Annotated in this window: 18 protein-coding genes and 1 pseudogene; 7 read left to right on the top strand and 12 right to left on the bottom strand. The window is 45.5% G+C overall.

Annotated features, from left to right (window positions below; translation table 11 throughout):
* Positions 1 to 28 precede the first annotated feature (28 nt).
* Complete coding sequence (gene oxyR, locus R7Q47_RS20435; protein WP_005381326.1) at positions 29 to 940, bottom strand: DNA-binding transcriptional regulator OxyR; 912 nt, start codon at positions 938 to 940, stop codon at positions 29 to 31.
* A 169-nt stretch (positions 941 to 1109) separates the two neighbouring features.
* Between oxyR and R7Q47_RS20430 the strand changes: the two genes are divergently transcribed.
* From R7Q47_RS20430 to R7Q47_RS20420, 3 genes are all read left to right on the top strand, one after another.
* On the top strand, positions 1110 to 1838 hold the full coding sequence (locus R7Q47_RS20430) for a redoxin family protein (protein WP_005382781.1): 729 nt from the start codon (positions 1110 to 1112) through the stop codon (positions 1836 to 1838).
* Positions 1839 to 2029: 191 nt separating this feature from the next.
* A complete protein-coding gene (locus tag R7Q47_RS20425; protein WP_154204991.1) occupies positions 2030 to 3502 on the top strand; it encodes a dihydrolipoyl dehydrogenase in 1473 nt (490 codons plus the stop codon).
* A gap of 372 nt (positions 3503 to 3874) precedes the next feature.
* Complete coding sequence (locus R7Q47_RS20420; protein ID WP_137282406.1) at positions 3875 to 4156, top strand: DUF3624 domain-containing protein; 282 nt, start codon at positions 3875 to 3877, stop codon at positions 4154 to 4156.
* 194 nt (positions 4157 to 4350) lie between these two features.
* Here the strand turns inward: R7Q47_RS20420 and argH are convergent, their stop codons facing one another.
* From argH to argC, 4 genes are all read right to left on the bottom strand, one after another.
* Positions 4351 to 6225 (bottom strand): argininosuccinate lyase, encoded by a 1875-nt coding sequence (argH, locus tag R7Q47_RS20415; protein WP_005381331.1) that lies wholly within the window; start codon positions 6223 to 6225, stop codon positions 4351 to 4353.
* A gap of 242 nt (positions 6226 to 6467) precedes the next feature.
* A complete protein-coding gene (locus R7Q47_RS20410; RefSeq protein WP_318089354.1) occupies positions 6468 to 7682 on the bottom strand; it encodes an argininosuccinate synthase in 1215 nt (404 codons plus the stop codon).
* Positions 7683 to 7766: 84 nt separating this feature from the next.
* Complete coding sequence (gene argB, locus R7Q47_RS20405; protein WP_005381333.1) at positions 7767 to 8558, bottom strand: acetylglutamate kinase; 792 nt, start codon at positions 8556 to 8558, stop codon at positions 7767 to 7769.
* A gap of 21 nt (positions 8559 to 8579) precedes the next feature.
* Positions 8580 to 9584 (bottom strand): N-acetyl-gamma-glutamyl-phosphate reductase, encoded by a 1005-nt coding sequence (argC, locus tag R7Q47_RS20400; protein WP_318089353.1) that lies wholly within the window; start codon positions 9582 to 9584, stop codon positions 8580 to 8582.
* A gap of 144 nt (positions 9585 to 9728) precedes the next feature.
* On the opposite strand from argC, the gene argE reads away from it, so the two are divergent.
* The 3 genes from argE (at position 9729) to R7Q47_RS20385 (ending at position 14736) form a co-directional block, all read left to right on the top strand.
* Entirely contained in the window at positions 9729 to 10865 is a 1137-nt protein-coding gene (gene argE, locus R7Q47_RS20395) for an acetylornithine deacetylase (RefSeq protein ID WP_005381335.1), read from the top strand.
* Between the two features lie 272 nt (positions 10866 to 11137).
* Positions 11138 to 13771 carry a phosphoenolpyruvate carboxylase gene (gene ppc / locus R7Q47_RS20390; RefSeq protein WP_005381336.1) on the top strand — a complete coding sequence of 878 codons (2634 nt, stop codon included), beginning with the start codon at positions 11138 to 11140 and terminating at the stop codon, positions 13769 to 13771.
* A 425-nt stretch (positions 13772 to 14196) separates the two neighbouring features.
* A complete protein-coding gene (locus R7Q47_RS20385) occupies positions 14197 to 14736 on the top strand; it encodes a PadR family transcriptional regulator (RefSeq protein WP_005382791.1) in 540 nt (179 codons plus the stop codon).
* A 70-nt stretch (positions 14737 to 14806) separates the two neighbouring features.
* On the opposite strand, the gene metF is transcribed toward R7Q47_RS20385, so the two are convergent.
* The 3 genes from metF to R7Q47_RS20370 all read right to left on the bottom strand — a co-directional run bounded on the left by metF (position 14807) and on the right by R7Q47_RS20370 (position 19556).
* On the bottom strand, positions 14807 to 15709 hold the full coding sequence (gene metF, locus R7Q47_RS20380) for a methylenetetrahydrofolate reductase (RefSeq protein WP_005381345.1): 903 nt from the start codon (positions 15707 to 15709) through the stop codon (positions 14807 to 14809).
* A 262-nt stretch (positions 15710 to 15971) separates the two neighbouring features.
* A complete protein-coding gene (locus tag R7Q47_RS20375) occupies positions 15972 to 18380 on the bottom strand; it encodes a bifunctional aspartate kinase/homoserine dehydrogenase II (RefSeq protein ID WP_115386339.1) in 2409 nt (802 codons plus the stop codon).
* 15 nt (positions 18381 to 18395) lie between these two features.
* The gene (locus R7Q47_RS20370; RefSeq protein WP_171345115.1) at positions 18396 to 19556 is read right to left on the bottom strand and encodes an O-succinylhomoserine (thiol)-lyase; all 1161 of its coding nucleotides are present in this window, start codon (positions 19554 to 19556) and stop codon (positions 18396 to 18398) included.
* Positions 19557 to 19781: 225 nt separating this feature from the next.
* Here R7Q47_RS20370 and metJ point away from each other — a divergent pair, with 225 nt between their 5' ends.
* Positions 19782 to 20102 (top strand): met regulon transcriptional regulator MetJ, encoded by a 321-nt coding sequence (gene metJ / locus R7Q47_RS20365; protein ID WP_005381353.1) that lies wholly within the window; start codon positions 19782 to 19784, stop codon positions 20100 to 20102.
* Between the two features lie 112 nt (positions 20103 to 20214).
* On the opposite strand, the gene R7Q47_RS20360 is transcribed toward metJ, so the two are convergent.
* From R7Q47_RS20360 to R7Q47_RS20345, 4 genes and pseudogenes are all read right to left on the bottom strand, one after another.
* A complete protein-coding gene (locus R7Q47_RS20360) occupies positions 20215 to 21492 on the bottom strand; it encodes a malic enzyme-like NAD(P)-binding protein (RefSeq protein ID WP_005381358.1) in 1278 nt (425 codons plus the stop codon).
* Positions 21493 to 21698: 206 nt separating this feature from the next.
* Positions 21699 to 22175: a bacterioferritin gene (bfr, locus tag R7Q47_RS20355; protein WP_005381359.1), complete on the bottom strand. Its 477-nt coding sequence runs from the start codon at positions 22173 to 22175 to the stop codon at positions 21699 to 21701.
* 93 nt (positions 22176 to 22268) lie between these two features.
* Entirely contained in the window at positions 22269 to 22457 is a 189-nt protein-coding gene (locus R7Q47_RS20350) for a (2Fe-2S)-binding protein (protein WP_005381360.1), read from the bottom strand.
* A 331-nt stretch (positions 22458 to 22788) separates the two neighbouring features.
* Positions 22789 to 22859: pseudogene (locus R7Q47_RS20345) on the bottom strand (elongation factor Tu); the annotation flags it as partial.

Below are 22859 nucleotides of genomic sequence, written 5' to 3'. Positions count from 1 at the left end.
CAAGCTCTCCCTTTTTTATTTCTGCTTTTTATGCTGCAGCATTCAATGATGGATAAGAAGCCAACACCTCTTTAATCTTCGCTGCTAAAGCTTCAAACCTAGCTCGTAATGGTGAGCCCGGACGGTATACGAGCACGATATTACGCGAGGGGGTTGGGTTAACAGCTGGTACGTAGCATACGCCATCTTTTTGCTTCTCATTAGGGATAGAAAGCTGAGGCAATAACGTAATCCCCGCACCGGCAGCAACCATATTGCGTAACGTCTCCAAGCTGGTGGCTTTAAAACGCTCATCGTCTTTTGCACCAGCGGCAAAACAAAAACCTAACGCTTGATCTCGCAGACAGTGGCCGTCTCCCAACGCTAAAACGGTTTTACCATTCAGCTCCAACATATCAACATGGTCGAGAGAGGCCCACTCGTGGTCACATGGCACTGCGACACTTAATGGCTCTTGATACACTTCGATCTCTTTAAATGGCGCAGTTTCATCAACCGAAGCTAAAACTAAGCAATCTAGTTTGCCTTCTTCCAATTGACGCACTAATTGATGTGTTTGAGCTTCGTGCAGAAATAGTTCCAACTCAGGAAATGCTTCTTTTATCTGCGGCAGAATTTTGGGTAATAGATAAGGCCCAACCGTCGGGATGAAACCAATATGCATCGGTCCAGTCATGGCTCCGCTTTGACCGCTTGCCATATCTCTGAAGGTTTTCACTTCACTTAAGATGCGTTTAGCCTGCTCCACCAGCTGTAACCCTGAATCGGTAAACAAAACACGTCGGCTGCTTCGCTCTAAAAGCGTGGTCCCGAGTTCATCCTCTAGTTTACGAATTTGCCCACTCAATGTTGGCTGGCTAACAAAACATGCCTCTGCCGCTTTGCGAAAGTGCTTATGTTCCGCAAGTGCAACTAAGTACTCAAAATCTCGAATATTCATAATTCACGCTTCGCTTCTTTAACAATAGCTAATACCTATCAAAACCATAACACCAAACGATTAGAGCTATCAAAGGATTTTTACAATAATGGGCTCAACAAAACGAAACAGAGCGACGAAAAACGCTAAGCTCTATACGCATAATTTAAAATAGTTAAAGGAAATCATTATGTTTGTATCTAAAGAAGGTCAACAAGTCCCTCAAGTTACTTTTCCAGTTCGTCAAGGTGACTCTTGGGTGAATGTAACGACCGATGAGCTATTTAAAGGTAAGACCGTTATCGTATTTAGCTTACCGGGTGCATTTACTCCAACATGTTCATCAAGCCATCTACCTCGTTACAACGAATTGTTCCCTGTATTTAAAGAGCACGGAGTGGATGAGATTATTTGTGTCTCGGTCAATGATACGTTCGTGATGAATGCATGGAAACAAGACCAAGAAGCAGAAAACATTACCTTCATCCCGGATGGTAATGGTGAATTCACCGATGGCATGGGTATGTTAGTGGATAAAAACGACATCGGCTTTGGCAAACGTTCATGGCGTTACAGCATGCTAGTAAAAGATGGCGTAGTGGAAAAAATGTTCATTGAGCCAAACGAACCAGGCGACCCATTCAAGGTGTCAGACGCAGATACGATGCTGAACTACATAGCGCCTGACTACAAAACGCAAGAATCCATCACGGTGTTCACTAAACCAGGCTGCCCTTTCTGTATGAAAGCGAAACAAAATCTGATTGACCACGGTCTTCAATATGAAGAAGTGATTCTGGGTAAAGACGCAACAACAGTTAGTCTACGAGCTATATCTGGTCGCACGACTGTTCCACAAGTTTTTATCGGTGGCAAGCACATCGGCGGTAGCGAAGAGCTAGAAGCGTATCTAGGCTAAGCTGTCCATAGCCTACACCCTCGGTCTCCGGTGCCTTTTGGCTCGGAGGCCAACCCTAAACCACTTCTTCTACTAGTCTAGATAAGTAGTTATCTGCCAATAAGGTGACTACTTATCCAGATTCAACTATCCAATTCACTCTCCAAGCTCAATGTAGCTAGCTTGGCTTAAAACAAAAGCGAGAGTTCACGATGAAACAAGTTAATGTCGACGTAGCGATTATTGGTGGCGGGACGGCTGGTCTTGGTGCTTATCGAGCAGCAAAAGCTCATACCAACAGCGTGGTAATGATTGAGGGCGGTCCCTACGGAACAACCTGTGCTCGTGTCGGATGCATGCCGTCTAAGCTGTTAATTGCGGCAGCAGAAAGTGTTCATCAAATCGAAAAAGCACCTGGATTTGGGATACACCCGCAAGGTGAAGTACTAATTAACGGACGAGAAGTTATGGATCGTGTAAAGCGCGAACGCGATCGTTTTGTTGGCTTTGTGCTTGAAAGTGTCGATGATATTCCCGCTGAAGACAAACTATCGGGCTACGCGAAGTTTGCCGATGACCACACTCTCATCATAGATGATCATACTCAGGTCACCGCACAGCGCATTGTTATTGCGACAGGATCTCGTCCGACATATCCGGCAGCTTGGAATGAACTGGGTGATCGCCTAGTGATTAACGATGATGTATTTGACTGGGATGACTTACCAGAGTCCGTGGCAGTATTTGGCCCAGGAGTCATCGGCCTTGAATTGGGTCAGGCTTTACACCGCCTAGGAGTGAACGTGAAGCTCTTTGGCCTTGGAGGACAAGTGGGCCCACTGACAGACCCAGAGGTGATGGCGTATGCAGATAAAGCCTTTAAGGAAGAGTTCTACCTTGATGCAGATGTAAAAGTCGAAAGCATGAAACGCATTGCTTCGTCAGACAATGACGGCGAAGACAAGGTCGAAATCCAATTCATCAACCATGATGGCGAATTAGAAACTTTCGTTGTCGATTACGTATTGGCCGCAACGGGTCGTCGTCCAAACGTCGATAAGCTGGCGATCGAGAACACCAATGTGGCGCTCGATGAACGTGGCGTACCAACGGCGGATCACTATACATTGCAAACTTCGGTAGAGAGCATCTTCATCGCAGGTGATGCAAGTAACCAAATTCCACTGCTGCACGAAGCCGCTGACCAAGGCCGTATTGCTGGAGACAACGCAGGCCGTTTCCCAGATATTCGTGCGGGTCTGCGTCGCTCACCAATTTCAGCCGTGTTCTCCGACCCTCAAATTGCTATGGTTGGAGAAACATATAAGCAACTAGAAACACGTCTAGGCACATGTGGATGTTTCGCAACCGGTGAAGTCTCGTTTGAAAATCAAGGACGTTCGCGCGTCATGCTTCGTAATAAAGGTATTCTGCATGTCTACGGAGAGCAAGGCACTGGACGTTTTTTAGGTGCAGAAATGATGGGCCCGAATGCAGAGCATCTTGCTCACCTTTTAGCATGGGCGCACCAAAATAGGATGACGATTTCTGAGATGTTAGATATGCCCTTCTATCACCCAGTGATTGAAGAAGGCGTCCGCACCGCTCTACGTGATTTGAATGCAAAACTACACTTAGGGCCAGAAATGGTGAAACATTGTCTTGACTGCGGCCCTGGCTGCTAACGCTTTCAGGCTTCTATCTAAATATAAAGCAAAGCCTCGTCATCAACGAGGCTTTGCTTTACTACTTCGGCGCAATGAAATCTCTCTTACGCTGCCATCATTGCATAGCGGCTGACCATACAAATCGCGACAACACCGATCATAAAGAACCCACCAGCGATACTCAGCGCAAGTTTCAACTCTGTCGACATCATTATATTTCCTGTTAAAGACTGACAGCGCACCATACATCAATTACGTGCCACAAAGCTTTTACAAAGCTAACTTTCCATTTTTGGTTGTGTCATGGCGCTCTAAGCCCGTGTAAGAAACGCTTTCCACCATTTAGTTAGATATATAATCTGAAGCAACACTAATGGTTTGGAAAACACTATGACTTGTCGCCGCTGCGAGGAACATTGGTTTTGGAAAAAACTTGGACGTTGCCAACGATGCTTGGATCAATTGACGGTACTTTCTGTACTGTGTTGGATTGTGTGGTGGTTTACGCTCAAAGATGAACCACAAAGCATCGAGTCGATCGCTTTGATCTTTGCCGGCTTCGCTTTCAACGTTTTGTTGTTTCTACACTTATGGATGCGTTTTGTCATCTTGCCTTGGCAACGTCGAAAGGGACAAAAAAAGGCGAATAAAAAAGAGAAAAGTGACAGATAGAAAAAAGCCCCAAAACCAATGTCAGTTCTGGGGCTCTCTTAGATTCTTCTAAGAAAAAGCAGTGGTACTTTAATAGACCGGGCTTCCTCTCAAAGGTTCCAAATTTTTTCGATTTTTTTAGCGAATACTGATGTAAGTAAACAGGAAAATGACTATGTCATTGAATGCTAATAAAATCACTCCACAACTTCAGTTCATGCCACATGCGTTTTTTGGATCACTTGCTCCATTAAATTGATCTCAAGCGCTACCTCATCACATGCATGTTGACGTGGGCACTGATCGCAATCTTTCAGAACTTTCTCCGGCAGTAATGACTTCGATGTCGGTAAAAAGCTTTGCTTCATAAAGAACTCAGGCGTTCGCGTTAGAACAAAGACTTTCTTGATCGCCATCTGGCGCGCTTTCTCAACCAAATAGTTCACAATCGCACTGCCCTGCCCTTGGCCTTGCCAGCCCGCTTCGATACCAAGAGAGCGTATTTCAGCCAACCCTGAGTCATACACATATAGAGAAGCGCAACCCGTCACTTCACCATGATGCTCAGCCACCGCGAAAGAGCCAATATCTCTCACGAGCTCATTACGAGAGCGCGGAAGATTCTCACCAAGGTTCGCCCAGTAAGCAACCATACCTTCCAACGTTTCAATGTCCGTCAAACGTGCAGGACGCACTTTCACCGCCGAGCTGTCACGCTGGCTCAGGCGCTTATCCGCTTGTTCTACCGCGTAAGCGACCTGGTGAGGCGAAACACCACCCAAAGCACAACGCTTTTCCAAACACGAATCGATAGTCAGAATGTCATACACATCCGCTTCAATGACTTCTGAGAAGGCTTTTAACTCTTCGATAGACAGCTCTTCTAGCGCACAACCTTTAGCAATAGCACCAACGACCGCGACACCGACGATGTGGTGAGCTTCACGGAATGGGATGCCTTTCGCCACTAGGTAATCAGCTAACTCCGTCGAGTTTGCGTAACCTTGTTTCGCCGCTTCTAGTGTGCGCTCGCCATTCACTTTAATACCGTCAAAACACAGAGCTGCCATTTCCATGCAGTCGTTCCATGTATCTAAAGCGTCAAACAACCCTTCTTTATCTTCCTGCATGTCTTTGTTGTACGCCAATGGCAAGGCTTTAACTGTCATCATCATGCTCGATAATGCGCCATAGACACGCCCTGTCTTACCACGGATCAACTCAAGTGCATCTGGGTTTTTCTTCTGTGGCATTAATGACGAACCAGATGTCACCGTATCCGCTAACTCAATGAAGTTTGACTCGCCTGAATTGTAGAAGATCATATCTTCTGCAAGACGAGAAAGGTGCAGCATAGAAATCGACGCCACCGACATCAGTTCCATCACATGATCACGATCTGAAACCGAATCGAGTGAATTACGCGTAGCACGGTGGAAACCGAGATTATGTGCTAATTGTTCGCGATCAATCGGATAAGCCGTTCCCGCTAAAGCACCCGAGCCAAGTGGACAAGTGTCGAGACGCTGTAAGGCATCATTCAGACGAGAGTAGTCACGCTCGAACATTTCAACATAAGCCAAGCACCAGTGAGCAAAGGTTACAGGTTGAGCACGCTGAAGATGAGTATAGCCTGGCAATACGGTGCCTTGGTGCTGTTTAGCAACATGGACCATTTGTGCTTGTAGGCGATCTAAAGCAATCAATAATTGCTGACCTTGCTGACGACACCAAAGTTTCAAGTCTGTGGCGACTTGGTCATTCCGAGAACGCCCAGTGTGGAGTTTTTTACCTAAATCTCCCACTTTACTGATTAGCTGCTGTTCAACCCAAGAGTGGATATCTTCTGCATCAGAGCGAAGAATTTGGTGAGGGTCTTCCATCACTTCTAACTTCAGCTCATTTAAAGCAAGTTCCAGTTTTTGCTGTTCTTCTGCCGATAGCACATCAACAGAAAGCAGAGCTTTAGACCATGCGATTGAACCTACGATGTCTTGCTCAGCCAATCGGTAGTCAAAACGCAACGAATCATTGAACTCTTTAAATCTGGTGTCTGCCGCTTGGGTAAATCTTCCGCCCCATAATGCCATTGCGTCTCTCCTGATGACTATTGCTTACTCTAACGTTCTCGAATGAGTAGTAACCAATTTGATGGTCATTTGCTCACTTTTTCTTATGGGTCAACGTTACGGCAATTTCGACAAAAAATAAAGTATAAATTCAATATTTTTACATATATATTCAAGCCAAATTTAGGTACCCGCTTTTAGAAACCAAAAGACCCGCCTATAAATGGCGGGTCTTTATTCAATCCAAAATGGATGTTAAGGGATTATTTCTTCTGGCTGTTCAATGCACGAATACGGCTTGATAGCGAGTAAAGACGGATGAACCCACCTGCATGGCTTTGGTCGTAAACTTCATCTTCACCAAAAGTCGCGAACTCTTCTGAATACAAGCTGTTGTCAGAACGTTTTTGCGTGACTGTCGCTTGACCTTTGTAAAGCTTAACAACCACTTCACCGTTAACGTCTTGCGCTAGCTCTTCTGAAGCAGCAAGGATCGATTTACATAGTGGCGTAAACCAACGGCCATCGTATACAAGGTGAGACGCTTTTAGACCTAGCTCCTCACGGCATTCGAATGATGATTTGTCTAGCACAAGCTGCTCTACAGCACGCAGCGCTTCCATCATGATGGTGCCTCCCGGTGTTTCATAGCAACCACGAGACTTCATTCCAACAAGACGGTTTTCCACGATATCGATACGGCCAACACCGTGCTTAGCGCCCTTCTCGTTTAGGTAAACCAGTGCGTTGTATGGTGTCATCACTTCACCATCAACTTCGACCACTTCACCTTTTTCTACTTTCAGCGTGACGTATTCCGCTTCATTTGGCGCTTGCTCTGGGTCGACAGTCCACACCCAGCAGTCTTCGTTTGGTGCGTTCCACGTATCTTCTAAAACGCCGCCTTCCGTCGAAATGTGCCATGCGTTTGCATCACGTGAATAGATCTTAGTAAGAGACGCAGAGCAAGGAATATTACGCTCAGCGAGGTAATCCAAACACTCTTCACGGCTCACTAGGTCCCACTCACGCCAAGGTGCAATCACTTGTAAGTCCGGTGCTAGTGCTGCGAATGCACCTTCGAAACGCACTTGGTCGTTACCTTTACCTGTACAGCCATGACACAAAGCGTCCGCGCCCACTTTACGTGCCACTTCAACCTGCGCTTTAGCAATGATTGGACGCGCCATTGATGTACCTAGCAGGTACTTACCTTCGTAGTACGCGCCGGTTTTTAGCGTTGGGTAAATGTAGTCTGCGACCATTTCTTCTTTCAGGTCAGCGATGTAGCATTCAGAAGCACCGGAGGCTTTTGCTTTCGCTTCAATGCCTTCTAGCTCTTCGGCACCTTGACCAACATCGGCAACGAAAGCCACTACTTCACAGTCGTAGTTCTCTTTTAGCCACGGGATAATTACTGAAGTATCTAGACCGCCTGAGTATGCGACTACCACTTTATTTACGTTCACTTTGCTCATGTTTTTTCTCCAAACTTAACTGGCGCTGCGCTCGGCGGTCAGTGCCAACTACGACTTCCTAATATTGAATTCTTTTGCTGATGCTTATTGAGGCAAGAATTGAGTACCAATACTTTCACCAGCGAATAACTGTGCTAATTTTTCTGGGTAACGCCAGGTCGCGACTTCAATTGGACGGCCAAGATCATTGGCGGCCTCCAAAGCGGCTTTAACTTTGACGATCATGCCATCGGTGATCACATGTCCATCGATCAACGAGTTAGCTTGCTGCTCTGACAGGGTTTTGATCAAATGGCCTTTTCCATCTAATACACCACTCACGTCTGATAACAGGACCAACTCTGCATCTAATGCGCCCGCAACCGCGACTGCTGCTTGATCAGCATTCACATTCATCATCTGGCCATCTTTGGTTAAACCAATTGAACTGATGATCGGCAGTGCACCTGTGTTTAGCACCGCTTGTAATAGTGCTGAGTCACCCGGTGATGCTTTGCCTACCGCGCCGAGTTCTGGGTCAAGTTCTTCAACAAGACACAAACCACCATCCGCAAGGCTAAGGCCCACAGCGTTAAGACCGTCCGCAATCGCTTGACCTTGAAGTAACTTATTCGCAGTGCCTGCAAGCGCGCCTGCAATCACAGGAATTTGATCGTAAGGCGTTACGCGTAAACCGTTTTTCTTAACGGTTTCAAGCTGAAGCTTTGCCATCAACTCATCAACTAGGTAGCCACCGCCATGAACGATGGCGATTTGTCGCTGTGCCGATTTTTGGTAAGCCGCAATGGCACCAAAAAGTTGGCTTAAGGTTTGAGTGCATGATAGAGCTGCACCACCTAGCTTAATGACTAAAGGAGCTTGATTGGTTTGCGTCATCGCATTTCCCTCTTTCAACGACTACAGCAACGCTGTCAGTTCTGGGTAACCGTAATGAATATTGAGACATTGCATCGCTTGACTCGATGCACCTTTAAGTAGGTTGTCGATAGCTGAAATCACAATGATGTGTTCGCCTTGTACCTTCCAGCCGATATCACAGAAAGGGGTATTTTCGACATCCTGAATACGTGGAATACCGTCGCCTTTAAGACGCACCGCAGGCTTGCCTTGATAAGCTTGTTCAAACGCCTGTGCCACTTGTGCTTCTGTCACACCTTGCGCAAGCTTCATGGTGATAGTGGCAAGAATGCCGCGTTTAAAGTTGCCGAGGTGCGGAGTAAAAATTACATCGCAACCCAAGTGCTGAGCAATCTCTGGCTGGTGACGATGGTTAAATACACCATAAGGTTGCAAGCTCACTTCACAGAAGCTGTTAACCATGGAGGCTTTACGCCCTGCACCAGATACACCACTGGTTGCGTTGATCACTGGCCATTGGTTGGTATCGAGCAACGCATGTTCTAATAAAGGTTTGATTGCAAGCTGTGAAGCGGTTGGGTAGCAACCTGCTACTGCAATCAAAGGAGTGGTTTTTATTGATTCTTGGTTCCACTCTGCTAAGCCGTATGCTGCTTTATCTAGCCAGTTGTTATGTTGATGTGCGAAGCCATAAAAAGTGTCGTAAAAGCCTTCACTTTTCACACGGAATGCACCCGATAAATCGAATACCTGACAGCCTGCCTCCAAGAAAGTTGGGGCTAAATCATGGCTGACTTCGTGAGCCGTTGCCAAAAACACCACGTCCGATTCTTGAGTGATTTGCAGTGGATCCGTTAGTGGTAAAACTGGCATATCAATGATGCCCGCTAGCTTACCGTGTAGCTGCGCGATGCTCTTTCCCGCATCAACACTGTTGGCGGAAACGTATAAACCTGATAGCGTGAGTTGTGGGTGTTTATTAACCATTAACGCTAACTCTGCGCCGGTGTAACCGCTGGCTCCAATAATCGTGGTTTTTAGCATTGTGTGACATCCATATACTTAAAGGCTCAAATGACTATTCATATTTAATTTTTGCTTTATTTTGATTTTTTATTCATTAAATATGATTTAATATGTGTTTTACATTTTTGTGGTCTGTCTGTCAACAGGAGATTTGAAGAATCCATGCAATTACCAACTTTTCTAGAGGTCTATGAAGGACTCATCAGCACCTCTTCTATCAGCTCCACGGATCCGAGCTGGGATCAGGGCAATGCAAAAGTCATCGAAAAACTCGCATCTTGGTTTAAAGATCTGGGTTTTAGCGTTGAAGTGATCGAAGTCGAGCCAGGCAAGCACAATATGATCGCACGTATGGGTGAGGGTGAAGGTGGCCTTTTACTTGCTGGCCATAGTGATACCGTGCCATTCGATCAAGGGCGATGGAATTTTGATCCGCATAAACTGACGGAAAAAGACAACCGCTTCTACGGTTTAGGCACAGCAGACATGAAAGGCTTTTTCGCCTTTATTTATGAAGCAGTGAAGAAAGTCGATTGGAGCAAGCAGAGCAAACCACTCTACGTATTAGCCACTTGTGACGAAGAGACCACCATGTTGGGCGCGCGACATTTCACAGCAAACGCCCCATTTAAGCCGGATTACTGCATCATTGGTGAACCCACCAGCCTTGTACCAATTCGAGGTCATAAAGGGCATGTGGCAAATGCCATTCGCGTAACAGGCAAGTCCGGTCACTCATCGGACCCAGCGCTTGGCGTTAACGCTATTGAGATCATGCATGAAGTCATGTTCGCCATGATGCAACTGCGTGACAAATTGATTAAAGAATATCACCATCCGGGTTTTGCCATTCCAAGCCCTACCCTAAATCTTGGACACATTCATGGTGGTGACAGCGCTAACCGTATTTGTGGTTGCTGCGAACTGCATTACGACGTGCGTCCTCTTCCCGGCATTAGTCTTGATGGTTTAGAGAACATGTTGCGCGGAGCATTAAAAGAAGTCGAAGCGAAATGGCCTGGGAGACTGGAGATTATTCCATTGCATGAGCCTATTCCAGGTTACGAATGCCAACATGACCACCCATTTATTGGTGGTGTTGAAGAGATCTGCCAAACCAGTTCAGAAACCGTGAACTACTGTACTGAAGCACCATTTCTACAGCAGTTGTGTCCAACCTTGGTGCTCGGCCCTGGGTCAATCGACCAAGCCCACCAACCGGATGAGTTTCTATCCTTCGACTTTATCGACCCCACAATTGATGTGCTTTCAAAGGCGATGGTCAAGTACTGCTGTTAATACGCGTTTAAGCTCAAAAGTCTGTGCAGCTCGATTGAGCTGCATCTTTTTATCTTCACAATTTAGCGCTAGTCTTAACACTTATTTAACTTGTTATTTTGTAATTAATTTTCACTTCTTACTCTATGGCTGCCGTAAATTTGCTCTAAATCAGGAGACAGCGGAATAATTGCAAACTTAGTCTGCTTTATTTGACTATAACTGGTGCTTTTCGCTAGATTGGAGTCTTAACAAGGACAATGGATGTAGTTTTTTTACGAGGCAGGACGACAATGAACGAGAAATACGCCGCACTCAAAAGTAATGTGCGCATGTTAGGCCACTTATTGGGTAACACCATTCGCGATGCCCATGGCGAAGAAATCTTCGAGAAAGTGGAAACCATTCGTAAATTATCCAAATCAGCTCAAGCAGGGAATCAAGCAGACAGGGACAGCTTGATCGAAGAAATCAAACATCTACCTGATGAGCAGCTAACGCCCGTTACTCGCGCGTTTAACCAATTTCTAAACCTCACCAATATCGCTGAGCAATACCACACGATTTCACGCCATTGTGAAGAGCACATTTGTGAACCAGACGCGATTAACTCGCTGTTTTCTAAACTGGTACAAAACGATGTGAGCAAACTGGACACTGCCCAAGCGGTTCGTGATCTAAATATTGAATTGGTATTGACGGCTCACCCAACAGAAATTACGCGCCGTACGATGATCAATAAACTGGTCAAGATAAACGAGTGCTTATCAAAGTTGGAGCTAAGCGATCTTTCTTCTAAAGAGCGCAGAAAAACCGAACGCCGCCTAGAGCAACTGATTGCCCAAGGCTGGCATTCAGACGTGATTCGACAACAACGCCCAACTCCGTTGGATGAAGCAAAGTGGGGCTTTGCGGTCGTTGAAAACTCGCTATGGGAAGCAGTACCGGACTTCCTACGTGAGATGAATGACCGTCTAAAATCTTACCTTGGAGAAGGTTTACCCATTGATGCTCGCCCAGTGCACTTCTCCTCTTGGATGGGCGGTGACCGTGACGGTAACCCGTTTGTTACTCACAACGTTACGCGTGAAGTCTTACTTTTGTCTCGTTGGAAAGCCGCCGATCTTTATCTCAATGACATCAACGAGTTGATCAGCGAGCTGTCTATGACAGTTTCAAACGATCAAGTCCGTGAACTTGCTGGCGAAGATCAGCACGAACCATACCGTGCGATCCTGAAGCAATTACGCACTCTGCTCAATGAAACCAAAGATATTCTCGATGCTAAGATCCACGGTCAAAAGCTGGCTGTTAAAGCACCACTGCAAAAAGTCGAGCAACTTTGGGAACCGCTGTATGCCTGCTACCAGTCACTAAACGAATGTGGCATGGGTGTAATAGCCAACGGCTCACTACTGGATACACTACGCCGCGTAAAAGCATTTGGTATCCATCTTGTACGTCTTGATATCCGCCAAGAGAGCACGCGTCACTCAGACGTCTTGTCTGAACTAACTCGCTACTTAGGTATTGGTGATTACGAACAATGGAGTGAGCAAGATAAGATTGCTTTTCTAACTAACGAGCTGGCATCTAAACGTCCGCTTCTCCCTCGTGATTGGGAACCGTCTGAACCCGTCAAAGAGGTTTTGGATACCTGTAAGATTGTTGCAGCACAACCGCGTGAAGCGTTTGGCGCTTACGTTATTTCAATGGCACGTACCGCTTCTGATGTACTAGCCGTTCATCTACTGCTACAAGAAGCAGGTTGCCCTTACCGCATGGATGTGTGTCCTCTGTTCGAAACGCTAGACGATTTGAACAACGCAGAATCGGTCATCAAGCAGCTTATGGGGATTGACCTTTACCGTGGTTTTATCCAAAACCACCAGATGGTCATGATTGGTTACTCTGACTCAGCGAAAGATGCAGGTGTTATGTCTGCTGGTTGGGCTCAGTATCATGCGATGGAATCGTTAGTTAAAGTGGCTGAAGAAGAAGGCGTTGAGCTAACTCTATTCCATGGTCGTGGGGGCACAGTCGGTCGCGGTGGCGCACCTGCGCATGCTGCGCTTTTGTCGCAACCACCAAAAAGCTTGAAAGGCGGTTTACGTGTAACAGAGCAAGGCGAAATGATCCGCTTTAAACTGGGACTCCCAGATGTCGCAGTAAATAGCTTTAACCTATATGCAAGTGCGATTCTGGAAGCCAACTTGTTACCGCCACCGGAGCCAAAACAAGAATGGCGCGACTTGATGGAAGTGCTATCAGAAGTAAGCTGTGAGTCTTACCGAAATGTGGTTCGTGGCGAGCCAGATTTCGTGCCTTACTTCCGCCAAGCAACACCAGAACTCGAACTCGGCAAGTTGCCACTTGGTTCTCGTCCTGCAAAACGCAACCCTAAGGGCGGAGTAGAAAGCTTACGTGCAATCCCGTGGATCTTCTCATGGAGTCAAAACCGTTTGGTACTTCCTGCATGGCTAGGCGCAGGTGAAGCGATTCAATACTCGATCGATAAAGGCCACCAAGCATTGCTCGAAGAGATGTGCCGCGAATGGCCGTTTTTCTCTACTCGTCTCGGCATGCTAGAGATGGTGTACTCGAAGTGTAATATTGATATCTCTCGCTACTACGATGAGCGATTGGTGGATGAGTCGCTCCGTCCACTCGGTGAAAAACTTCGTGCTCAGCTTCAAGAAGACATCAAAGCGGTACTGAATGTAGAGAACAATGAAAACTTGATGCAGCATGACCCTTGGGGACTCGAGTCTATTCGCTTACGCAATATCTACGTTGAGCCATTGAATATGCTACAAGCAGAGCTGCTATACCGCACGCGTCAAACCGAAGAAGCCTCTGCAAACTTGGAAGAAGCGTTGATGGTGACGATTGCTGGTATTGCTGCTGGTATGCGCAACACAGGCTAATCGTTTCATTTTTAATAAAAAGCTGGGAAAATGCTCAGCTTTTTTTTATCACAGGATAATCGCACCAAAACAAAAGCAGTTAAATAAACCATAATAGACCCAAAAAATACCAAAATAAAAGAATAAAAAACCACAAGCTAACACTATTGATTATTATGTTAGTTTTTTAGGGTAATTTTGTCCTACTATTCCACTTCATGCTTATTATTTATATACTACTTGCCTGCTGAGAGCTCATAAATCCAATCATACCTGCTCCAGCCTTGATGGGACTCCCCATCGCTCTAGGTGATAAACGGCTTTAAGGTGACAGGACCAACATTGTTGGTGCTACTTATACATTAAAAAACTCAAGTGCCAGTAAGAGCGCAGCTGAAAGTATAAGTAGCTTGTTTACAAGTTTATTGACCATTTGGATTGAAGACATGTCATTACCACACGTAATCTTAACTGTTCTTAGCACTCGCGACGCAACCGGTTACGATATCACTAAAGAATTCTCTGCTAGCATCGGTTACTTCTGGAAAGCAAGCCACCAACAAGTGTACCGTGAACTCAACAAAATGGCTGAGAAAGAACTGGTTACTTGCGTATTAGAACCCCAAGAAGGCAAACCAGACCGCAAGGTTTACTCTATTACAGACGCTGGTCGCAGCGCTTTGGGAGAGTGGTTTGATCAACCAACTGCACACCCAACAGTTCGTGATGAGTTTTCAGCGAAATTGATGGCATGTGCCGTTCAACCTGCGGCTCCATTCCGTGACCAACTCGCCGAGCTAGTTGAAGAGTCTCGCAAACTGGTTTCTCACTACAAAGAAATTGAAGCGGCTTACTACGCAACGCCGTCAACTTTAGATAAACAAGCTCGCCTAGAACGTCTAACGCTTCGCCGTAACCTTCTGTTACGTGAAACTTGGATCACTTGGGCAGAAGAAGTTCTAACTGAACTTGAAGTGATTGGTTAAACTCCTTTTGCTTTGATAAAACGAAAAAGGCTTGCCACTTGGCAAGCCTTTTATCTTTTTGAAACCAGATTTACGCACCGACTACTGCGCGAGGACGAACACCCAACGTATGGCATAACGCGTAAGTCATCTCTGCACGGTTTAGTGTATAGAAGTGAAAATCCTTAACCCCTTCACGACTCAGCACACGCACCATATCAATAGCTTGGCTAGCTCCTACAAGCTGGCGAGTCACCGGATCATCATCCAAGCCATCGAATTGTTTGCTCATCCACCCTGGTACTTTCACGTTGTTCTGTGCCGCAAAGCGAGACGCTTGCTTAAAGTTCGATACAGGCAAAATTCCTGGCACAATTTCTACGTCAATTCCTGCTGCGACACAACGGTCACGGAATCGCAGGTAAGACTCAACGTCAAAAAAGAACTGAGTAATAGCACGGTTTGCACCTGCATCTACCTTACGTTTTAGGTTCAATAAGTCAGACTGTGCGCTTTTAGCTTCAGGGTGAACCTCAGGGAATGCAGCAACGGAGATATCGAAATCGTGGCGTGATTTCAGCAGCTCAACCAAATCCGAGGCATACATATCAGGCGCACCGCCACCTGGAGGAATATCACCACGCAGAGCGACGATATTTTCAATACCATTGTTCCAATAATCATCGGCAATATTAATCAACTCTTCACGAGTCGCATCAATACAAGTGAGATGGGGAGCGGCAACCAATCCGGTTGTTGCTTTAATTTCTTTAATGATGGAGTGTGTTCTGTCACGCTCGCCGGAGTTCGCACCGTAAGTCACAGAAACAAATTTAGGTTGAAGCGTTTTAAGACGGTGCACTGAATTCCAAAGTGTTTCTTCCATCTTAGCGCTGCTTGGCGGAAAAAACTCAAACGATACATTGATGTTATCTGATAACTCAGCAATATTCTGGTTCAAGGCGTCGATATGGCCTGCGTGCGTATATCCCATCTTACTCTCCCTGCGGCACTCCGCCACGAAAACAAATCCTTAAAATCGACGTTTAGACGTCTATATGTCTACAGAATGTATTGAATACGATTTAATGTCAACCTTGTAATTATGAATTTTTCTCACGTTAATAATGAAGATAGTTCAAGTTTCTACTTGAGCATCATCTCGCCATTTTGCACGGGTTATGACTTCAGTATGGCACTGATAGGGGAATAAAAAACCCTGGATTAATTCCAGGGTTTTTAGGTCAATCGCAACTTTAAAATAAACCAGCCAATCGGTTGAGGTCGGATTGAATAGCGCCGGCTGTCACTTCTCTGCCTGCGCCTGGTCCTCGAATGACCAGAGGGTTATCTTTGTACCACTTGCTCTCTATGGCAAAAATGTTATCGCATGGCAATAAGTTGGCGAGCGCGTGCTCACGAGACAACGCTTCGACTCCCACCGTTGCTTTACCATTTTTTTCTAAACGCGCCACATAGCGAAGCACTTGATCGTTTCTCTGTGCTTTTGTCAGACGCTCTTGAAGTATTTCACTCAACAACGCTCCATTATCGAAGAAATCATCTAAGCTCAGTTCTCTTAATTCTTCTGGCACTAAAGACTCAACTTTAACGCTGTCTGGTTCTATATCTAGGCCCGATTCTCGAGCCAAGATGACTAACTTACGCATTACATCGGAGCCATCTAAATCAGAACGAGGGTCAGGTTCGGTTAACCCTTGCTGCCAAGCAAGATCGACTAAATCATTAAATGGTACAGAACCATCAAACTGTTGGAACAGCCATGATAACGTCCCCGAGAAAATCCCCGATAGAGCGACGATTTCATCCCCACTTTCACGAAGATCTCGCACGGTATGGTTTATCGGTAACCCAGCACCAACCGTTGCGTTGTATAGCCAATGACGACCAATTTTAGCGAATGCATCTTGAACCTGATGGTAGTACTGACTATCTGCGGAACCGGCCACTTTGTTAGCGGAAATCAAATGAATGCCTTGCTGTGCGATTTCTACGTAGCGCTGAGCTAACTCTTTACTCGCGGTAACATCAAGCACGACGGCTTCATCATAGCTTTTAAGTGCTCCCAAACGTGCCAGCCAATCCCCATTGTTTGCTATGCTTTCATCATCAAATCGTTCAGCAACACTCGCCGCCTCAATACCTTGCTCATCGAACCAATAGGTTTGGCTATCCACAACCGCGACAAGATCAAAGCTCATACCATGACGTTTTTCGAGCTCACTTTTTTGCGTAGCAAATAAATTTAGCCAACTAGAACCAATATTACCCTTGCCACATAAAGCCACTGCCACGCGTTTTTGCGCTTGGAACAACTGGCTATGAATCGTTTGAACCAACGCCTCGGTATCAGTACGGCGCAAAACAGCGACTAGGCTCAGCCCTGAGTCTGTTTCAGAGATAAATTCTACCGGAGAGTGCTTTAGCTTCTGATAAAAGCCAAAGCAATGATTGGCGTTTTTCGTAACGCCTGCACCTACCGCAGCTAAGAGCGAGTAACCTTCTTTTAGCTTAATTTCTGCCTCTACCGCAAGCTCTTGCAAGTGTTTCAATGCACCACCGGCGATTTCTGCGGTGTAAGCCAAGCGTAGCGTATGCTGATCGGATTGAGCTTCAAATGCCAATGGCTCTAATTGCGCGCGCTGCAACGCTTGTAATACATCACTCTGTGTTTTTTCGAAGTCGTGCCCATGCATGAAAGACAACTGCACCAATAAAACATCATCCAGTGAAGTAATAATTTTAGCGCCACGACCAGATGCCAATACACGCTCAATACGAGTAGAACCCGACTCTGGCAGATAGCTACACTTGAGATTAAGGTCCATGGTACTTTGCGCCACAGGCTGAAGCGTACGACTGTGTAGCACTGGGGCAGCTAAGCGAGCAAGTTCACTGGCTTCATCCAATCGAAGTAACGGTAATAAACAAGCGTCAGACACCAAACGTGGATCGGCACTATAGACACCAGCAACATCACTCCAAATCGTGACAGTACTGACTTCAGCAAGCGCGCCTATGACCGTTGCAGAATAGTCAGAGCCGTTACGACCAAGTAGGATGGTTTCTCCTGCCTCGTTCTGAGCCATAAAGCCAGTAATTACCACACGTTTATGGTTATGCTGCGCGAGGATCTCTTTAATTAAAGGGTATGAACGAGCGCGATCAACCTCTGGTTGAGTTCCCGCTTCTGCACGTAAAAACGCTCGTGCATCTTGTGCAACCGCAGGGATAGAACGTTGAGATAATAACGCGGCCAATAGGCGAGCAGACCATACTTCTCCGTGCCCCAGTACCGCGGCTTTTTGCGCATTAGTGAGTGGTGCAGTCAGCTCCGAGAGAGTACTGAACTCATCATGTAATAAAGCTAACAGCTCTTCTTTTGCTTCACTCTCCAACAAGCTTTCTATTAGCTCAGTTTGGAACTGTCTCAAGCTTTGAAGCGCTTCATGCGCAATTCGGCCATCTTTACTTAACCCTTCCAAAAACTCAATCAAGCGGTTAGTGGTTTTTCCTGCAGCAGAGACGACCACAAGATCATTTTCTGTCGAATACTCCTTGAGAATACCCACAACGCGTAAGTAGCATTCTGGGTTTGCTAAGCTACTGCCACCAAACTTATGCAGCTGACGTTGTACAGTCATTGTTATCGTCTCCTATTACTGGGTAGCTTTAGCGAACGCTTGTTCTAAATCTGTGATGAGGTCTTGTGCATCTTCCAAACCGACAGACAAACGCAATAGTTGATGAGAGACCCCAGCCTCCGCCAGCGCCTCCTCACCCATTGCACGGTGCGTCATGGATGCTGGGTGGCAAATCAAACTTTCTACACCACCTAATGACTCTGCTAATGAAAACAGTTGGAGCTCTTTCACAAACACCTTTAACTGCTCAAACGAACCAGCAAACTCAAAACTCAACATAGAGCCAAAGCCCGTTTGCTGCTTTTTAGCAATGTCGTGACCTGGATGTTCCGGCAGGCTTGGATGATAGATAGTTTTAACTAACGCTTGTTTCTGTAGGTAAGCTAGTACCTGCTGTGAGCTCTCTTCATGTACTCTCATACGAGCAGCAAGCGTACGAATACCTCGCAGTGTCATGTAACTATCGAAAGGTGTGCCCGTTGCACCAATACAATTACCCCACCATGCAAGCTCTTCTGCATGCGCTTCTGTGTTGGTGATGATTACTCCACCAATTACGTCCGAATGACCGTTGATGTACTTTGTTGTGGAGTGGATAACAAAATCCGCACCTAGCTCTAAAGGTTTTTGGTACACGGGTGTCAAAAAGGTATTGTCCACCGCAACTAACGCGCCGATTTGTTTCGCTTTTTCACAAGTAGCTGCAATATCCACTACGCGAACCAGAGGGTTTGACGGAGTTTCTAGCAAAATGAGTTTTGGTTTTTGTGCCAATGCAGCATCTAAAGCCTGTTCGTCTGATTGATCGACAAACTGAACCTTAAAATCGCCTTTGCTAGCTCGGGTATTAAAAAGACGATAGGTGCCGCCATAACAATCGTGAGGAGCAATAATGAGATCATCTGGGCCGAGAAAAGCGGAAACCCATAAATTTAATGCCGACGTACCGCAGTTAGTAACAACCGCTCCTTTTCCAGACTCAAGTTCAGATAGCGCACTTTCCAACAGTCCGCGGTTTGGATTACCAGATCGTGTGTAATCATACTTGGGCACTTCACCAAAAGCAGGAAAACCATAGTTAGTGGAAAGATAAATAGGTGGAACGACAGCATGATATTGGCTGTCTGATTCAATACCAGTGCGTACTGCAATGGTCGCAGGTTTGCGAGTGCTCATGGGTGTATCCTTTCACGGGTAATGACTTCTAAATAGGAATGCGCTATATCTAATGAGTAACATAAAGTGATCAACACGCTTCCTTTGCTGTTATGTTCACTTTACTCGTCAAAAAATGAGACGTCAACACTTCTAGACGTCTATATGTCTTTGCTTATGGCGGTAAATGCAGCTAAAATCAGCACCTAAATTATTTTTAACCGATTACATAAATGAAGGTGTGCAATGGCTGACTGGAATGGCGAATACATTAGCCCATATGCAGAGCACGGCAAAAAAAGCGAACAAGTAAAAAAAATTACCGTCTCTATCCCGCTAAAAGTTTTAAAGGTGCTAACTGATGAGCGTACTCGCCGTCAGATCAATAACTTACGCCATGCAACCAATAGCGAATTGCTATGCGAGGCATTTTTGCACGCGTACACAGGTCAGCCACTTCCGACAGATGAAGACCTTCGTAAAGACCGTCCTGATGATATTCCAACAGAAGTAAAAGCGCTGATGACGGAAATGGGCATCGAATTTGAGTCATTCGACGAAGAATAAAAAAGCCTGATAAGAGGTTTCAGGTAATAACTCTTGCCTCGAGCCAAATGAATGACATAAAAAATGGGACGCAATAGCGTCCCATTTTTGTGTATCACATCTGAAAGATATATTACTCTGCCATGTAGTTTTCAGGCATCTCGATACGAGCTACACCTGAATTAACCGCCGCCTGAGCAACCGCTTTTGCAACACGTGGTAGCAAACGTGAATCCATTGGTTTTGGAATAATATAGTCCGCACCAAACTCTAGCTTATCAACACCTGCAGCCTTCAATACGGCTTCAGGTACAGGCTCTTTTGCTAGCTCACGAATCGCCTCAACGGCTGCAAGTTTCATTTCATCATTGATTTCACTTGCACGCACATCAAGAGCACCGCGGAAAATGAATGGGAAACACAATACGTTGTTAACTTGGTTAGGATAATCACTACGGCCAGTACCCATGATCAAGTCATCACGAACTGCGTGAGCAAGTTCCGGCTTGATTTCAGGATCCGGGTTAGAACATGCGAATACGATTGGCTTATCTGCCATCAACTTCAACGCTTCCGCTGGCAATAGGTTTGGACCAGATACACCTAGGAACAGATCTGCACCTTCAATCACGTCTTCTAGTGTGCGCTTATCTGTATTGTTCGCAAATAGCTGCTTATATTCATTAAGATCATCACGACGAGTGTGAATCACACCTTTGCGATCTAGCATGTAGATTTTTTCGCGCATTGCGCCGCATTTGATCAGAAGCTCCATACACGCTACAGCGGCAGCGCCAGCGCCAAGACAAACAATTGTTGAATCTTCAAGTTTCTTACCTTGAAGTTCGATTGCATTCAGCATACCCGCTGCCGTTACAATAGCAGTACCATGTTGATCATCGTGGAATACTGGTACATCACAACGTTCAATCAGACGCTTTTCAATCTCAAAACAGTCTGGTGCTTTAATATCTTCAAGGTTGATACCGCCAAAAGTGTCTGCAATGCTCGCAACAGTATCAACAAATTCATCGATCGTGCGGTGCTTAACTTCAATATCAATAGAGTCAAGACCTGCAAAACGCTTAAACAGTAACGCTTTACCTTCCATCACTGGCTTAGATGCAAGTGGACCTAGGTTACCTAGACCTAGAATAGCGGTACCGTTAGAAATAACAGCAACCATGTTCCCTTTTGCAGTGTACTTGTACACGTTATCCGGGTTTTGTGCGATTTCACGCACTGGCTCTGCAACACCAGGGCTGTAAGCAAGGGCAAGATCACCCGCCGTTTCCGCAGGCTTTGTCAGTTCGACAGCAATCTTTCCTGGAGTTGGATAAGCATGGTAATCCAATGCTTTTTGGCGATGTTCTTCTTCTGGAGTGGCTGCTTGGTGGTTGTCTTCAGACATGGACGTTTCTCTTTTTTATTTTTAGGTAAGGGGGCATAAATTCTATCGGATAGAAATCAAACTTCATAGGCAAGATTGCGAGCAATATCCTTAAAAAGCCGATAATAAAAGAGATTAGACCAGATAACGGGGTTAAGCACCTGATTTTCGAGTCAGGTGCTCTTTCTTCTTACTATTATTGGAGTATGCAAACTCAGAAAGTATCGTTACTCTTCGTCCACGTATTGCGCTTGGAGATAATTCTCAATACCAGACATTTCAATCAAGCCAAGTTGCGTCTCTAGCCAATCAACATGTTCTTCTTCATCTTCAAGAATATCTTGGAAGAGATCTCGAGACACATAATCTCGAATGTCTTCAGCGTAGGCAATCGCATCTTTTAAATCTGGAATAGCCGCCATTTCAAGCTTTAAATCACACTCGAGCATTTCCTTGGTATCTTCACCAATCATCAACTTACCTAAATCTTGTAGGTTCGGTAGGCCTTCAAGGAACAAAATACGCTCAATTAGATGATCGGCATGCTTCATCTCATCGATAGATTCGTGATATTCCTTGTCTGCTAGGTGCTTTAAGCCCCAGTCTTTATACATTCGGGCGTGAAGAAAATACTGATTAATAGCGACGAGCTCGTTACCGAGCACTTTATTGAGATGTTGAATGATGATTGGATCGCCTTTCATGACAAAACCCTCCTCTTTGGCTTCATTTAAATGTAGAAGCAAATGAGAAGGTGTCAAAATGTAAGGCAAATAATTACTGCATACTTACAGCAATTAGCTGGCTTGTTTAAATTCCGTGTAACTAGTTTCCGCTAAAATTTCCTTGGCCTGTCTGATGCACTTACCACATTGGCTGCCCAATGCCGTGCACTTTTTGATTCCTTTAATATCTGTTACGCCTTCATCTATCGCCAACTTCCTAATTTTTTTGTCGGAGACACCATGGCAAAGACAAACGTACATACTCAAAAAACCTATAAAACTAATCTGTGACAAACAATATAAACAAGAATAGTTCTTGTTACCAGTCGCATTATGGTGTCCGCTCAGAATATTTGGTTATAACGATTTTACCGCTGCAGGAAAAGATCAAAGGGTTAAGAGGGGTGAGTAAAAGCGTTAAGAAACAAAGCCGGTAAAACTCTGTTTTTAAATCGAAAAAGTGACGTCTTTTATTTCAACACTTATAACTAAATGTAATCTAGAAATGAAAAAGGGAAGCCTAAGCTTCCCTTTTCGATGCGCTTTCTTCAAAAAGAAGAACAGTGCAAGATTTCGTTTAATTCGTTATGAATTAGTCGAAGATCTTAGCAACAACACCAGCACCTACTGTACGGCCACCTTCACGGATCGCGAAACGTAGAC

This window comes from Vibrio sp. Vb0349, from assembly GCF_033338975.1.
This window is presented reverse-complemented; position numbering and strand designations above follow the sequence as displayed.